This is a genomic window from Oxalobacteraceae sp. CFBP 8761, assembly GCA_014841595.1.
GTDB lineage: Bacteria > Pseudomonadota > Gammaproteobacteria > Burkholderiales > Burkholderiaceae_D > Telluria.
Genome location: JACYUE010000007.1, coordinates 1 through 13,733, shown reverse-complemented (window position 1 = coordinate 13,733; position 13,733 = coordinate 1). Strand labels below are relative to the sequence as shown.

14 protein-coding genes and 1 riboswitch are annotated in these 13,733 nt (G+C 65.5%); of the genes, 1 reads left to right on the top strand and 13 read right to left on the bottom strand.

Annotation, left to right across the window (positions count from 1 at the left end; translation table 11 throughout):
* Positions 1-180: 180 nt before the first annotated feature.
* From IFU00_22760 to cobT, 13 genes are all read right to left on the bottom strand, one after another.
* Complete coding sequence (locus tag IFU00_22760; GenBank protein ID MBD8545103.1) at positions 181-1,647, bottom strand: cobyric acid synthase; 1,467 nt, start codon at positions 1,645-1,647, stop codon at positions 181-183.
* Entirely contained in the window at positions 1,644-2,525 is an 882-nt protein-coding gene (locus IFU00_22755) for a cobalamin-binding protein (protein ID MBD8545102.1), read from the bottom strand. The genes IFU00_22760 and IFU00_22755 overlap by 4 nt, the downstream gene beginning before the upstream one ends.
* Entirely contained in the window at positions 2,522-3,502 is a 981-nt protein-coding gene (locus tag IFU00_22750; protein MBD8545101.1) for a threonine-phosphate decarboxylase, read from the bottom strand. The genes IFU00_22755 and IFU00_22750 overlap by 4 nt, the downstream gene beginning before the upstream one ends.
* A complete protein-coding gene (locus tag IFU00_22745; protein MBD8545100.1) occupies positions 3,495-4,439 on the bottom strand; it encodes a cobalamin biosynthesis protein in 945 nt (314 codons plus the stop codon). The genes IFU00_22750 and IFU00_22745 overlap by 8 nt, the downstream gene beginning before the upstream one ends.
* A complete protein-coding gene (gene cobU / locus IFU00_22740) occupies positions 4,433-4,993 on the bottom strand; it encodes a bifunctional adenosylcobinamide kinase/adenosylcobinamide-phosphate guanylyltransferase (protein MBD8545099.1) in 561 nt (186 codons plus the stop codon). The genes IFU00_22745 and cobU overlap by 7 nt, the downstream gene beginning before the upstream one ends.
* Entirely contained in the window at positions 4,990-6,288 is a 1,299-nt protein-coding gene (locus tag IFU00_22735) for a cobyrinate a,c-diamide synthase (GenBank protein MBD8545098.1), read from the bottom strand. The genes cobU and IFU00_22735 overlap by 4 nt, the downstream gene beginning before the upstream one ends.
* Entirely contained in the window at positions 6,288-6,914 is a 627-nt protein-coding gene (gene cobO / locus IFU00_22730; GenBank protein MBD8545097.1) for a cob(I)yrinic acid a,c-diamide adenosyltransferase, read from the bottom strand. Before cobO ends, IFU00_22735 begins: the two co-directional genes overlap by 1 nt.
* Entirely contained in the window at positions 6,911-7,690 is a 780-nt protein-coding gene (locus tag IFU00_22725) for an ABC transporter ATP-binding protein (protein ID MBD8545096.1), read from the bottom strand. Before IFU00_22725 ends, cobO begins: the two co-directional genes overlap by 4 nt.
* On the bottom strand, positions 7,687-8,709 hold the full coding sequence (locus IFU00_22720; GenBank protein ID MBD8545095.1) for an iron ABC transporter permease: 1,023 nt from the start codon (positions 8,707-8,709) through the stop codon (positions 7,687-7,689). Before IFU00_22720 ends, IFU00_22725 begins: the two co-directional genes overlap by 4 nt.
* Positions 8,710-8,769: 60 nt before the next feature.
* Positions 8,770-10,602, bottom strand: a complete 1,833-nt coding sequence (locus tag IFU00_22715; protein ID MBD8545094.1) for a TonB-dependent receptor — start codon at positions 10,600-10,602, stop codon at positions 8,770-8,772.
* A gap of 64 nt (positions 10,603-10,666) precedes the next feature.
* Positions 10,667-10,902, bottom strand: a riboswitch (cobalamin riboswitch).
* Between the two features lie 20 nt (positions 10,903-10,922).
* On the bottom strand, positions 10,923-11,465 hold the full coding sequence (locus IFU00_22710; protein MBD8545093.1) for a histidine phosphatase family protein: 543 nt from the start codon (positions 11,463-11,465) through the stop codon (positions 10,923-10,925).
* Positions 11,465-12,247: an adenosylcobinamide-GDP ribazoletransferase gene (locus IFU00_22705; protein MBD8545092.1), complete on the bottom strand. Its 783-nt coding sequence runs from the start codon at positions 12,245-12,247 to the stop codon at positions 11,465-11,467. The genes IFU00_22710 and IFU00_22705 overlap by 1 nt, the downstream gene beginning before the upstream one ends.
* On the bottom strand, positions 12,244-13,290 hold the full coding sequence (gene cobT, locus IFU00_22700; GenBank protein ID MBD8545091.1) for a nicotinate-nucleotide--dimethylbenzimidazole phosphoribosyltransferase: 1,047 nt from the start codon (positions 13,288-13,290) through the stop codon (positions 12,244-12,246). The genes IFU00_22705 and cobT overlap by 4 nt, the downstream gene beginning before the upstream one ends.
* Here cobT and IFU00_22695 point away from each other — a divergent pair.
* Positions 13,289-13,486 carry a hypothetical protein gene (locus IFU00_22695; protein MBD8545090.1) on the top strand — a complete coding sequence of 66 codons (198 nt, stop codon included), beginning with the start codon at positions 13,289-13,291 and terminating at the stop codon, positions 13,484-13,486. The genes cobT and IFU00_22695 overlap by 2 nt on opposite strands.
* Positions 13,487-13,733 lie beyond the last annotated feature (247 nt).

The following is a 13,733-nucleotide window of genomic DNA, read 5'->3' as shown; positions in this document are numbered from 1 at the left end:
GTGTGAAAGTAGGTTATCGTCAGGCTAGTTATATAGAAAAGCCCTACTCAGTGATCTGAGTGGGGCTTTTCGCTTTGGTTGCTGTATTTAGCTGGCTCAATATATGACTACCCATCTGCACAAAAAAGCCCGCTGATTCACATCGGCGGGCTTTTTCGCATCCAGGCGAATCGGGCCTGCTTATGCACGATCCTGCAAGCCAATCAACCTGTCCAGCAATCCTTCTACTGACGCCGCAATACGATCCAGACTGGCTTCACGCAGCTGCGCAGTATCGACCACCTGCTCGCTGCCCGAGCCCGCCCAGCGCAGTAACGCGCTGCAGGCATCCGGATGATCGAACAGGCCATGCAGATACGTCCCCATGATTTGTCCATCTGCCGACATCGCGCCTTCACCGCGCCCATCGATGGCAAATACAGGCCGCGTCATCGCCGCACCGCTCGATATGCCCATATGGATTTCGTACCCGCTGACGCGACCCGACGCATCGCCCGGCATGAACGCACAGAGTCCTTCCACCCGCGTCAGCTGCTTGTCACGCGTCAGCTCGGTATCGATATCGAGCAGCCCGAGTCCATTCGACACGCCCGGTATTCCTTCGACGCCGTGCGGGTCGCCTACCGTCCGCCCCAACATCTGGAACCCGCCGCACACGCCCATCACCTTGCCGCCGTAACGCAAGTGGCGCGCAATCTGCTCACGCCACCCATGGGTATCGAGCCAGGCCAGGTCGCCGCGCGTGTTCTTGCTGCCCGGGAGGATGATCAGGTCGGCGCCGGGAATTGCCTCGCCCTCGCGCACGAAACGCAGGTCGACATCCGGATGCGCTCGCAGCGCATCGAAATCGGTGTGATTGCTCATGCGCGGCAGACTTGGCACAACTACACGAAACGCGCCCTTGCTCGTTTGCGCCGCCTGCACGGCATCTTCGGCATCGAGGAACAGCCCGTGCAGATAGGGCAGCACTGCCAGCACCGGCTTGCCGGTCTGCGCTTCGAGCCAATCCAGCCCCGGTTCGAGCAGCTTGATGTCGCCGCGGAAGCGGTTGATGACAAACCCGATCACGCGGTCGCGCTCCGACTGCGACAGGCACGATAACGTGCCGACCAGGTGCGCGAACACGCCCCCGCGATCGATGTCGGCCACCAGGATCACCGGACAATCGACTGCTTCGGCGAAGCCCATATTCGCAATGTCGCGGTCGCGCAGATTGATTTCGGCCGGACTGCCGGCGCCTTCGACGATCACCGCCTCGTACTGCGCCAGCAGGCGCGCATGCGATTCGAGCACCGCGCCCATCGCGATCGGCTTGTACTGGTGGTAGTCGCGCGCATTCATGTCGGCGCGCACGCGGCCATGGATGATGATCTGGGCACCGGTGTCGCTCGATGGCTTGAGCAGCACCGGATTCATGTCGGTGTGAGGTTCGATGCCGGCGGCGATGGCCTGCAGCGCCTGGGCGCGGCCGATCTCGCCGCCATCGCGCGTTACGGCGCTATTGAGCGCCATGTTCTGTGGCTTGAACGGCGCGACCTTCACGCCGCGCTGCATCAACAGCCGGCACAGCGCCGCGACCACCGTCGTCTTGCCAGCGTCCGATGTCGTCCCTTGCACCATCAGGGTCCGGTAGGGGAATGTCGTCATTTCGGGCGCCGCTGGCGTGCCTGCTCCAGTGCCTCGCACATGGTGGCAGTGCCCTGGATCATGCGCGGCCCCGCGCGATTGAGCAAATGGCCGTCGAGCGTGAACAGGTTATTGCGGCTCACAGCCGTCATGGTGCCGTAGGTTTTCCACAACTGCACGCCGCCGTAGTTCTTTTCGGCCGTGGCGATGATCACTTCGGGATTCTCCTGCAGCACGCTCTCGAGCGTGACCACGGGCGCTGTCACGGCCAGCTTGTCGAAGACGTTCACGCCGCCGCACAGGTGCATCGCATCGGTCAGGATGTGTTTTCCGCTGAGCGTGTACAGCGGCTTGTCCCACACCTGGTAAAAGACGCGCACCGGCGCACGGCCTGCGTACTGCTTGCGCAGGCTGGCCAGCTGCGTGCGCAGCGCGGCCGCCGCCGTTTTGGCTGTCGCATCGGTCCCCATCAACTGGCCAAGCCGTTCGACGCTGTCGGGAATGGCGTCGAGCGTCTGCGCATCGCTCTGGAACACAGGGATGCCGAGCTGGCGCACCATCTCGATCTGCCTGTCAGAGCTGTTGTGGCGCCAGGCGACGATCAGGTCTGGCTTCAGCGAGATCAGGAGTTCCATGTCGATTTCGCGGTTCGACCCGATGCGCGGGATACGTTTGGCGGCTTCCGGAAAATCGCTGTAGTTGACGGCGCCCATGACGCGGCTGCCGCCACCGGCCGCGAACAGCAGCTCGGTCACGCTCGGCGCGAGCGAGATGATGCGTAGCGCCGGCTTGGCGACCGTGACGCTCTGGCCGCCATCGTCCTTGACAGTGATCGCGGCTTGCGCACAGGTGATCGACAGACATGCCATCAGGGCAGCCGTCAGCATCGTTGTTTTCATCGTTGGTTCCATTCATGAAGTGCTTGTTCAAAGCGGTGCCATTCAGGTTCGCCTGCCGGCAGGCCGACGCGCATACCGCGCCCGGCATCCCGGAACAACCGGCACCAGATGCCGCGCGCCGCCATGTGGGCGTGGAATGCTTCGGGGTGTATCTGCGGCCACCAGCGAAACAGCGCCGTGCCGGTAGTAGCGATGCCGTATTCCAGCAACAGGCGCGTCATCCGCTCGCCGGACTGGCGCAGATTGGCATGCGTGGCCTGCTGCCAGGCGCTATCGGTCAGGGCTGCCAGTGCGATTTCCTGCGCCGGACCGCTAATGGTCCATGGCCCCAGCAGGTCAGCCAGATCGCGCAGCAGGCTGTCGTGCGCGGCGACGAAGCCCAGGCGCAGGCCCGCGAGGCCAAAGAATTTGCCGATCGAACGTAGCACGATGAGGCCGGGCTGCGAGGCGTGCATCGCCACGCTGAGCGCCGTCGCGGTGTCGCCAAAGGCTTCGTCGACGATCAGCCAGCCGCCGCGCGCCTGCAGGCGTGTGGCCCAGTCGAGCAGGCGTTCTGGCGCGATTGTCTCGCCGGTCGGGTTGTTCGGATTGACGACGACGACGACATCGCTGACGTCGACCGCCGCTTCCAGCTCGGCATACGCGACCTGCCGCAGCAGGTGGCCATGCTGGCCCCAGTGATGCGCATGCTCTGCGTACGATGGCGCCGACACAACGACGCGCGACGGTGCACGCAGACGGGGCAGCGCCTGGATCGCGGCCTGGGTGCCGGCCACCGGCAGCAACTGCGGCGCCTGGTAGTACGCGCTGGCTGCCGCCAGCAACGCCGGATCCGGCTCGGGCAAACGCAGCCAGGCACCTGGCGATGGCGCCGGCGCCGGATAGCCGTGCGGGTTGATCCCGGTCGACAGGTCGATCCAGTCGTCGCGCCCGTAATACCGCGCGGCGTCGCGCAGGTTGCCGCCATGTTCAAGCATGCGGCGCCCCGATCATGGTCAATACCGCCAGCAGGCAGACGACGCCGAGCCAGAGCAGCGTCGTGCGCAGCACCAGCTGCCAGGCGCGCTGGATGTCGCCGGCGCAGGCGGCCGGGCCGGCGCCCAGTGGCGGGCGTTGTTCGACTTCGCCATCGTAGACCGCCGCGCCGCCGAGCGATACGCCCAGTGCACCGGCGCCGCTGGCCATCACTGGCCCGGCATTCGGGCTGCTCCATGCCGGTGCCTGCGTGCGCCAGCAGTGCCAGGCGCGTGCACGCCCCGCGCCGGCCAGCAGCACATACGACAGCGCGGTCAGGCGCGCCGGCACATAGTTCATCACGTCGTCGATGCGCGCTGCAGGGCGGCCGAACAGATTGAAGCGCGTGCTGCGATAACCCCACATCGCATCGAGCGTATTGGCCAGCCGGAACAGCACCGCGCCCGGTCCGCCCAGCAGGATGAACCAGAACAGCGTGCCGAACACGGCGTCGTTGCCGTTTTCAAGAAGCGACTCGGCGCTCGCCTTGGCCAGGTCGGACTCGCTGGCGTTGGCAGTGTCGCGGCTGACGATGCGGGCAGTCAGCGCGCGCGCCTGGGCCAGATCGCCATTGCGCAGCGCCTCGTAGATCGGGATCGTATGGTCGCGCAGGCTGCGCAGGCCGATGCACAGATACAGCAGCACCGCATGCAGCCACAGGCCGGCGCCATCGGTGAGCAGCACGAACAAGGCAGTCAATGGCAGCACTGCCAACGCCCATGCGAGGCCGCCGCGCGGCAGGCGCAGGTTGCCGCGGTTCAGGCGTCGCTCGATGAAGTTCGCCAGATTGCCGAAGCCGACCAGCGGATGCCAGCGCCGCGTCTCGCCCAGCAGCAGGTCGAGCACAACACCTGCTACCAGCAGCAGCGCCACCGTCGACAACGACAAGCCAGTCAGCACAGGGAACCCTTCAGAACAAGTGGCAGGCCGGCCGCCACCAGCACCGCGCGGTCCACGCGCGCCGCCACCGCCTGGTTCAGGCGCCCGGCTTCGTCGGCAAAGCTGCGCGAGATCGCGCCCCACGGCACGATGCCCATGCCGACTTCGTTCGACACAAAGACCACGTCGCCCGGCACGCCCGCGTCGAGCAGGTCCAGCAGGGCCGCGCGCTCCTCATGGAACCGGTCCGGCAGCGTCAATGCGCCGACCTCGGGATACTCCCGGCCATCGCAGAACATCAGGTTGCTGACCCACAGCGTCAGGCAATCGACCAGCACCAGGCGGCCCGGCAGGCATTCGGTGCGCAGCGTCTGCGCCAGCGCCAGTTCTTCCTCGACCGTGCGCCATTCGGGTGGCCGCTGCTCACGGTGCAGCGCAATGCGCGCCGCCATCTCGCCATCACCTGCGCGCGAGGTGGCGATATACACGACTACCCGGCCCGACTCGCGCGCCAGCCGTTCGGCAAACGCGCTCTTGCCCGAGCGTGCGCCGCCAAAGACCAGCGTCGCGCTCATGGCGCACCGCCAAACAGTGCGGCAACCGCGCGCGGGTTGGACGGAAAGTACCCGTGGAAGTACGACGCGAACAGCGAGCCGACGCGGTACACCGCTTCACCCGGTGTCTGCGTGCGCTGCTTGACGGTATGTGCCTGCGGCGGGACGTCAGTGGCCAGCAGCGAATAGTGGAAGGTGTGACCCCGCAGTTCGCCCTCCGGCGTGGCCAGCGCATGCATCCCGAGACCACCAAGACGCTGTTGCATTGCCACTTCGCCCGGCAGCAGGCCAGCCATCTCCCAGCGCCGGCCATCGCTGTCGGTCAAGCCATCGGCCAGCGCCATCATGCCGCCGCATTCGGCCACGATCGGCATGCCCCGCGCATGCGCTGCGCGGATCGAATCGCGCCAGCGCGTTGCGCCTTGCAGCGCCGCGCCATGCAGCTCGGGATAGCCGCCCGGCAGATAGACTGCGTCGGCATGGTCCGGCACCGCGTCGTCCGACAGCGGGGCAAAGTACGTGATCTGCGCGCCCAGCGCCTTGAGCAGCTCGACGTTCGCCGGATACACGAACATGAAGGAGGGGTCATGCGCGATTGCGATCGTGCGGCCGGCAAGGGGCGTGTCAATTTGCGCCGGGACGGCATGCGCTGGTGCCATCACCGGCAGCGCATCCCACGCCGCCTCATCGAACTCGATGCTGTCGGCCAGCGCGTCAAGGATACGCTGCAACTCTTCGACTTCACCCGGCAACACCAGGCCCAGGTGCCGTTCTTGCAGGTGATGCTCCTGACGCGCCAGGGTGCCGATCAGCGGAATGTCGCGCAGCGACTCCTTGACCATCGCCGCGTGGCCGCTGCTGGCAACACGGTTGGCGATCACGCCCGCCATCTGTACCGGACCATAGTCACGCAAGCCTTGCGCCACGGCGCCGGCCGTCTGCGCCATCGCCGATGCATCCAGCACCGCAAGTACAGGGATGCCAAACGCGCGCGCCAGGTCGGCGCTCGATGGCGTGCCGTCGTACAGGCCCATCACGCCTTCGACGAGGATTGCGTCGGCCTCCGCGGCGGCCGCCTGCAGGCGCTGGCGGCAGGCTTCAGGGCCGACCATCCACAGATCCAGGTTGTGGACCGGCGTGCCGCACGCGCTCTCCAGCATCACCGGATCGACGAAGTCGGGACCGCACTTGAACACGCGCACGCACTTGCCCATGCGGATCAGGCGCCGTGCCAGCGCGGCCGTGACGGTAGTCTTGCCCTGGCCGGACGCCATTGCCGCCACCAGCACCACACGCGCGCCGGGATGCGCACTCATTACCACTCCGTCCCGGCCTGGGCGCCGATCCCCGCCTTGAACGCGTGCTTGACGACGTTCATCTCGGTGACGGTGTCGGCCACCGCCACTAGTTCGGGCGGCGCGCCACGGCCCGTGATCACCACGTGCTGCATGGTCGGGCGGTCGAGCAGGTCGGCGATCACGGTGTGCACATCGACGTACCCGTATTTGAGTGCGATATTCAGTTCGTCCAGCACCACCATGCCGATGGTCGGATCGGACAGGAACTGCTTGGCCAGCGCCCACGCCTCGGTCGCTTTCTCGATGTCGCGCTCGCGGTTCTGGGTTTCCCAGGTATAGCCTTCGCCCATCGCATGGAAGCGCACTTCGTCCGGGAAGCGGCGCAGGAAGGTTTCTTCGCCGGTCGACAGCGCGCCCTTGATGAACTGGACCACGCCGACCTGCATGCCGTGGCCCAGCGCGCGCGCCACCATGCCGAACGCGCTCGAGCTCTTGCCCTTGCCGTTGCCGGTATTGACGATGATGATGCCGATTTCCTTGTCGGCCGACGCAATCTTTGCGTCGATGACGGCTTTCTTGCGTTCCATGCGCACGCGATGGCGTTCGTTCAGCGCAGCGGTTTGTTCGGGAGTCATGTCGTTCATGCGAAATCCTCTTGAGGGATGAAGATGCGGCGGCCGTGATGTTCGATCATCTCGATCGGGTGGCCGAGGTAGTCGCCCAGCAGCGCGCTCTGCATGGTCTGTTCGTTGGTGCCTGCATGCCAGCGGCCATCGCCCATCAGCAGCAGCACGTGGGTCGAGATGCGCGAAGCCAGGTTCAGGTCGTGGCCGATCATGACCACGGTCTTGTTCTGCTCGCGGCACAGGCGCGCAAGCAGGCCTGTCACGCTCACCTGATGCGCCAGGTCGAGCGCATTGGCTGGCTCGTCGAGCAGCAGCAGCGGGGTTTGTTGGGCCAGCAGGGCGGCAATCGCCACGCGCTGGCGCTCGCCGCCGGACAGCGTGCGCACGTCGCGCGCCGCCAGGTCACTCACGTCCATCGACGCCAGGGCTTCCAGCGCAACCTGATGGTCGTCGCTGCCTTCCCAGTAGCGGTTGGCGTGGTACGGGTGGCGCGCAGAGAGCACGCTCTCGAGCACCGTGTAGGCAAAGGCGTCGTGGCGCGACTGGGCGAGAAAGGCGCGCTCGCGCGCCAGGTCGGTCAGCGGCCAGGCCGCCAGGGCGCGCCCGCCGATGTGAACGGCGCCGCCGTCGGGCTGGTGCAGGCCCGCCAGTGTGCGCAGCAAGGTGCTTTTGCCGGCGCCGTTGCGGCCGATGATGCTCCAGCATTCGCCGGGTTGCGCGGCCCAGTCGAGGCCCTGCACCAGAGTGCGGCCGGCGACGGAGAGGCGCAGATCTTGAGTGGCGATGACGGTCATTTGCGCATGCGGTGCAGTTGATACAGGAAGACCGGCGCACCGATCATCGCCGTGATGGCGCCGACCGGCAGCTGCTGCGGCGCGACGATCGTGCGTGCCAGCGTATCGCACAGCACGAGGAACGCGCCGCCGCTCAGGACGACGGCGGGAATCAGGACACGGTGGTCGGGACCGAAGGCGAAGCGGCAGGCGTGCGGCACGATCAGGCCGACGAATCCAATCGAACCCGCGCTGGTGACGGCGCTCGCCGTGAGCAGCGCCGACACGAAGAACAAGCCCTTGCGCAGCGCGCTTACACGCACGCCCAGCGTGACCGCGTTTTCGGCGTGCAGCGCAACCATGTTCATGGCGCGCGCGCTGCGCATGGCAAACAGCAGCGCGCCGACCAGGACGAGCCACGGCGCCAGGCGCAGCGGCGCGCCTGCCAGGTCGCCGATCAGCCAGAAGATCATGCTGCGCAGGCGTCCTTCGGGCGCGATCGACAGCATGAGGGTGACGAGGGAGCCGCACAGGGCCGAGACGATCACGCCGGTCAGCAGCAGCATCGAGGCGCCGCCTTCGGCAGCCTGGCCGCTGCGCAGGTCGCGCCGCGCCAGCGCGTACAGCAGCAGGGAGACGCCGACGGCACCGACCAGTGCGGCCGCATCGACCATCAGTGTGGACGCCATGAGCAGCAAGGCGAGGAGGGCACCAACCGACGCGCCGGACGAGACGCCCAGCACATACGGGTCAGCGAGGGGATTGCGTAACAGCGCCTGCATCATCAGGCCGGCCAGGGCGAGGGCGCCGCCGGTGGCAAAGGCCACCAGCGCGCGGCTGGCGCGCAGGTCGAGCAGGGATGCGGACAGGGATTCGGGTTGGCCACTTGCCAATTGGCGCAGGGCGTCGGGGATGTCGCTGAGCGGCACGCGGATGGAACCGGTCATGCCCGAGAACAGCAGGGTAGCGATGGCCAGGACCAGCATGGCGCCGATGATGAGCGTGGCGCGTTGGCGTAATGACGGGACGGGTGCTTGCATGCGGGCCCTGATAGTTGATCGATGCCCGCGGCGCGTGCGCCGCGGGCGAAAAATGCCAGCTTAACGGATGCCGTAGCGCAGCGACGCGAACCAGGTGCGGCCACTGGTGCCGTAGTTGCGCGCCACTTCGTAGTTCTTGTCCGCGACGTTGTTCAGGCGCAGCAGCAAGGACCAGTCAGGCGTGAACTGGTACGTGGTGTACAGGTTCAGCAAACCATAGCCAGCCAGGCGGTTGGTATTCGGCGCATTGTCGAAACGGTCGCCCGACACGGTCAGCTCGGCGCCGCTTTTTAGCTGGCCCATCACGTAATCGGCCGCGAAGTTGGCGTGCTTCTTGGCGCGGCGCGCCAGTTGGCGGCCGGTGGTGTCATCGCGCGGATCCTGCCAATCGAGGCTGGCGCGCAGGTTCACGTCCATCAGGCGCGTGCTGCCGGCCAGCGAGAAGCCTTCGAGCGTTGCTTCGTTGACGTTGTAGGCGCAGCTGCGGTTGATGCCGTCCGGGCATGGCGTGGCCGAGACAATCATGTCGGTCAGGCGATTGTGGAAGTACGTGGCATCGAGGTTGTAGCCGTTGCCGTCGTAGCGCAGGCCCACTTCGCGGTTGCGGCCTTTTTCCGGCTTGTTCGTCGCCAGGCCGTAGCCCGGGAAGTACAACTCGTTGAACGTCGGGGCGCGGAAGCTCGTGCCGATGCTGGCAGTGGCGCGCAGGCCGTTGCCGAACTCGTAGCCGTAGCCGGCGGCGCCGGTGTTCTGGCTGCCGTAGACCGAGCGGTCCTGGCGCGCGCTGACGTCGAACAGGTGATTGGCGCGCTTGGCCGAGTAGGCTGCTGCATACGAATTCGTGATGCGCGTTTGGCGCATCGACGAGACTTCTTCCTTGCGGTGGTTGAACAGCAGCTGCAGCGTGTCCTGGCCGATCGCGACATTGTTCTGCCACGAGACTTCGTTCTGCTCGGTGTCGATCTGGCTGGCGCCGCTGGCCGTGGCGTTACTGAAGTTGCCCGACTTGTCTTCCGAACGCGCGTACTGCACGGTGCTGCGCCAGTTTGGCAAAATCTGGTTGGTCATGTAGACGGCGGCGGTATTGATGTCCGAGTCGCTGTGCACGTCGTAGTTGCCGGAATTACTGGCGTCGTACTGGCTGAACGTGCGGCTGGCCAGGAACTGGGCGCCGATCTCGTGGCCCGGCGCGAGCGCCATCGACACACGGCCGTTGGCATTGCGGCGGCGGTAGCCGTCTTCGTCGGCGTTGTAGCCTGACGCACCGGGCCGCGTGGACGAGAAGCCATCCGACTCTTCGTAGCCGGCGCCGAAGGCATAGTTGATGGCATTCGGTCCACCGCTGCTGCCGAAGATGCCTGCATCGCCCTGCAGCGTCGCATTGCTGCCGGCGCCCAACGAGGCAGTGACGACAGGTACGCCTTCGCCCTTGCGGGTGAAGATCTGGATCACGCCGCCGATGGCGTCGGCGCCGTACAGCGTGCTCAGTGGCCCATAGACGATTTCAATGCGGTCAATGGCGCCCAGCGGGATGGCATTCCAGCTGGCGGTGCCGGTGGTGGACGAGCCGATGCGCACGCCGTCGAGCAGCACAACGATCTGATTGGCGTTTGCGCCGCGCACATAGACGCTGGTCGTGGTGCCGGCCGGGCCATTGCGGGCGATCTCGATGCCGCGCTGGCGCTGCAGGATGTCGGCCACCGAGCCGGCGCCCGAGCGCGCGATCTCTTCGGCGTTGATGACGGTGGTGTCGGCGATCAGGTCGGCTGCGAGTTGCGGCGTGCGGGTCGCGGTGACGACGACGGTGTCAGCGACTTCGGCGATGGCGGTGGACGAGATGAGGGCGAGTGCGAGCGACACGGCGGCCGCTTGCCGGCTTACTGGAAAATTCATGAGTGGTTCTTATCAAAGGCATCCCGCCGACGTCCCCGTGGGCTGGATTCAAAGGATCGCGCTGTGCGCGTATCCACCTTTTGGCCGGTATCCGGGCTGACAAGTATGGCCGTCCGACCTTCCCATGCTTTTAAAGCACAGTGGTATGAGGGGGCGGTTTGCCGCAGGACCCGATGAGAGGCTGCAGCACTTGCTTACCGTTGCGGGGGCAGCACGCGTTGGCCCTGTGAAGAGCTTCGTGTTTCCCGTTTAACTGCACCTGCGAACGCAGGTGCGAGCACCAAAACGCGCTCATTATAAGGTGGTTGAACCGGGCGTTGTCATATTTCCAGCACCATGACTTCGCCGTAGCTGATCTGGTGTGGTGTCGATGCCGCACGCAGCGCAGCATCCTCCAATGTTCCGCCGCTGGACATGGCGTGCAGCAGGCGCATGGTACCGGCGTGGCAGATGACGACTGCCTCGGCGTGCCCTGCGCGCTGGATGTCGGCCCGAAACGCGTCCATGCGCATGGCCACCTGCAGGACGTTCTCGCCGCCGCCGGGGCGGTAGTGAAGCAGGTCGGCGTTCCAGGCATCGATCTCGTCCCGGGCGATGTCGTCCCACTGGCGCAGCTCCCAGGCGCCAAAGTCCATCTCGGCCAGGCGCGCGTCGAACGTGGGCGCGGTTGACAGCTGCTGCGCCAGCACGGCGCTGCGTTGCAAAGGACTGGCGTAGACCGGCAAGGCTTTGGGAATGCCTTGATTGGTCAGCGCCGCCAGCACGCGTTCGATGTCGGCTGCCTGTGCTGGCAGGTCGGTGCGGCCGTAGCAGTACCCGGCCGGCACGTCCGGTTTCGGGTGGCGCACGAGGTACAGGCGCATCAGGCCAGCGCGCCGCGGCCGAGTGTGGCCAGCACCGCGATATAGATGGCCACTTCGGCCAACTGCTGCACAGCGCCGAGGCAGTCGCCCGTGTAGCCCTGCAGCCGGCGTGTGAATGTGCGGGCCAGCCAGCGCGTGGCCAGCAAGGCCGCAAACAGCGCTGCGCCAATCGCGGCCAGGTCAAGCAGGCCGACGGCGAGAAGCACGATCGCTGGCGCCAGCACCGTAAGCGTCGCGATCCCGAATTCAGTGCTGCTCATGCGCACGGCCAGCGGCTTGGCCTTGCCTTCGGCGCGGGCGTAGTCCATCTGCCAGATCAGGGACGTGGCGGCCAGGCGCGAGAGCGGGTGCGCCAGCAGCAGGGCGCCGACGGCAGTCAAGGGTGGCAGCGTGGCAAGTGCGGCCAGCTTCGCGCCCAGCATGCAGACGATGCCGATCGCACCATACGCACCGACGCGCGAATCCTTCATGATCTCGAGCGCGCGTTCTTTTGTCATGCCGCCGCCCAGACCATCGCAGGTGTCGGCGAAACCGTCTTCGTGGAAGGCGCCGGTAAGGTAAATGGTCGCGGCGGTGGAGAGCACGGCGGCCACTGGCGCTGGCAGCCAGTGCGCGGCGATGAAGTAGACGGCCGCGCCGATGGCGCCCACCACGACGCCCACCAGCGGGAAGTAGCGCGACGCGTGATTGAGCCATGCCGGCTCGAAGCCGACCCAGCGCGGGATCGGCAGCCGCGTGAAAAACTGCAGCGCAATGAAGAACAGGCGCAGTTGATGAATCATCCCGCGTGCTCGCCCAGTTGTGCCGAGACCTGGGCCGATGCGAAGGTCGCCATCTCGCCCAGGAAGTTGGCGGCTGCGTGCAGCAGGGGCAGGGCAAGGGCGCTGCCGGTGCCTTCGCCCAGGCGCAGACCCAGGTCGAGCAGCGGCCGTGCTCCGAGCTGCTCGAGCAGCAGGGCGTGGCCATGCTCGCCCGAACAGTGCGCGAACACGCAGTAGTCGACGATCGCCGGTTGCAGCCGAGCGGCGACCAGCAGCGCGCTGGTGACGATGAAGCCGTCGATCAGCAGCACCTTGCGCAGGCTGGCTGCCTGCAGCATGGCGCCGGCCATCATTGCGATTTCGAAGCCGCCGAAGGTGGCCAGGACCTCGAGAGGCTCACGCACGCTGGTGTGATGCGCGACGGCGGCAGCAACCACGCGCTCTTTATGGCGGATGCCATCAGTCGTCAGGCCGGTGCCGGCGCCGACGCAGGCAGCCGCCGGCTGGCCGGTCAGCTTGTGCATCAGGGCTGCCGCAGAAGTCGTGTTCCCGATACCCATCTCGCCGAAGCCCACGACATTGCCGGGCAGGTCGCGCGCCAGGGCCATGCCATGTTCGAGGGCGGTAGTACAGTGCTGCGCCGACATCGCCGGCTCGACAGCGAAGTTATTGGTGCCATTGGCGACTTTCCGGTCGAGCAGACCATCGCGCACGCCGAAGTCGTGGTTCACGCCGGCGTCGATCACGCGCAGCGCGCAGCCATTCTGGCGCGCGAACACATTGATGGCCGCACCGTTGGCGAGGAAGTTTTCGACCATCTGCCAGGTGACGTCTTGTGGGTAGGCAGAGATACCTTCCGCGACGACGCCATGGTCGGCCGCAAAGACGAGGATGGCAGGCTGGTCGATCGTTACCCGGGTTGTCTGCTGAATCAGGCCCAACTGGGTGGCGAGATCCTCCAGACGGCCCAGGCTGCCTAGCGGCTTGGTCTTGTTATTGATTGCGGCGGCCAGGGATTGGGACAGCGCCGCATGGGCGATCGGGGCAATAACAGGAATATGCATGAGTAATAAAAAGGTCGCTATGGGCGGCGGCCACGATATCACAAGAGAAAGCATTGCAAGACGATCCTGGCTTTGTTATAGTCTCGCTCCTCGACGCAGACGCCGCCTCAAACGCAGCGACAGCGAAGAAAAAGAAGGAAAGAAGGGGTTGACGAAAAATGAGAAACACTTCATAATCTCGCCTCTCTGCTGCTAACGAACACAACGCTTCGTAGCAAACGGTAGAAGCAGCACCGAATAAAGTTCTTTAAAAATTAACAGTCGATAAGTGTGGGCGTTTGATGAAGGTGCCAAGAACTTCGGTTCTTGATTACTTAAATTATCAAATGTTCACAAAAAAGAAATACGTTGTCTCAGCAATGAGATAACGGTCAGTATTTTGAGTGAGCGACCCCTGCAGCAATGTAGGGTGGCAGAAATGCCAACAAACAGAGATTGAACTG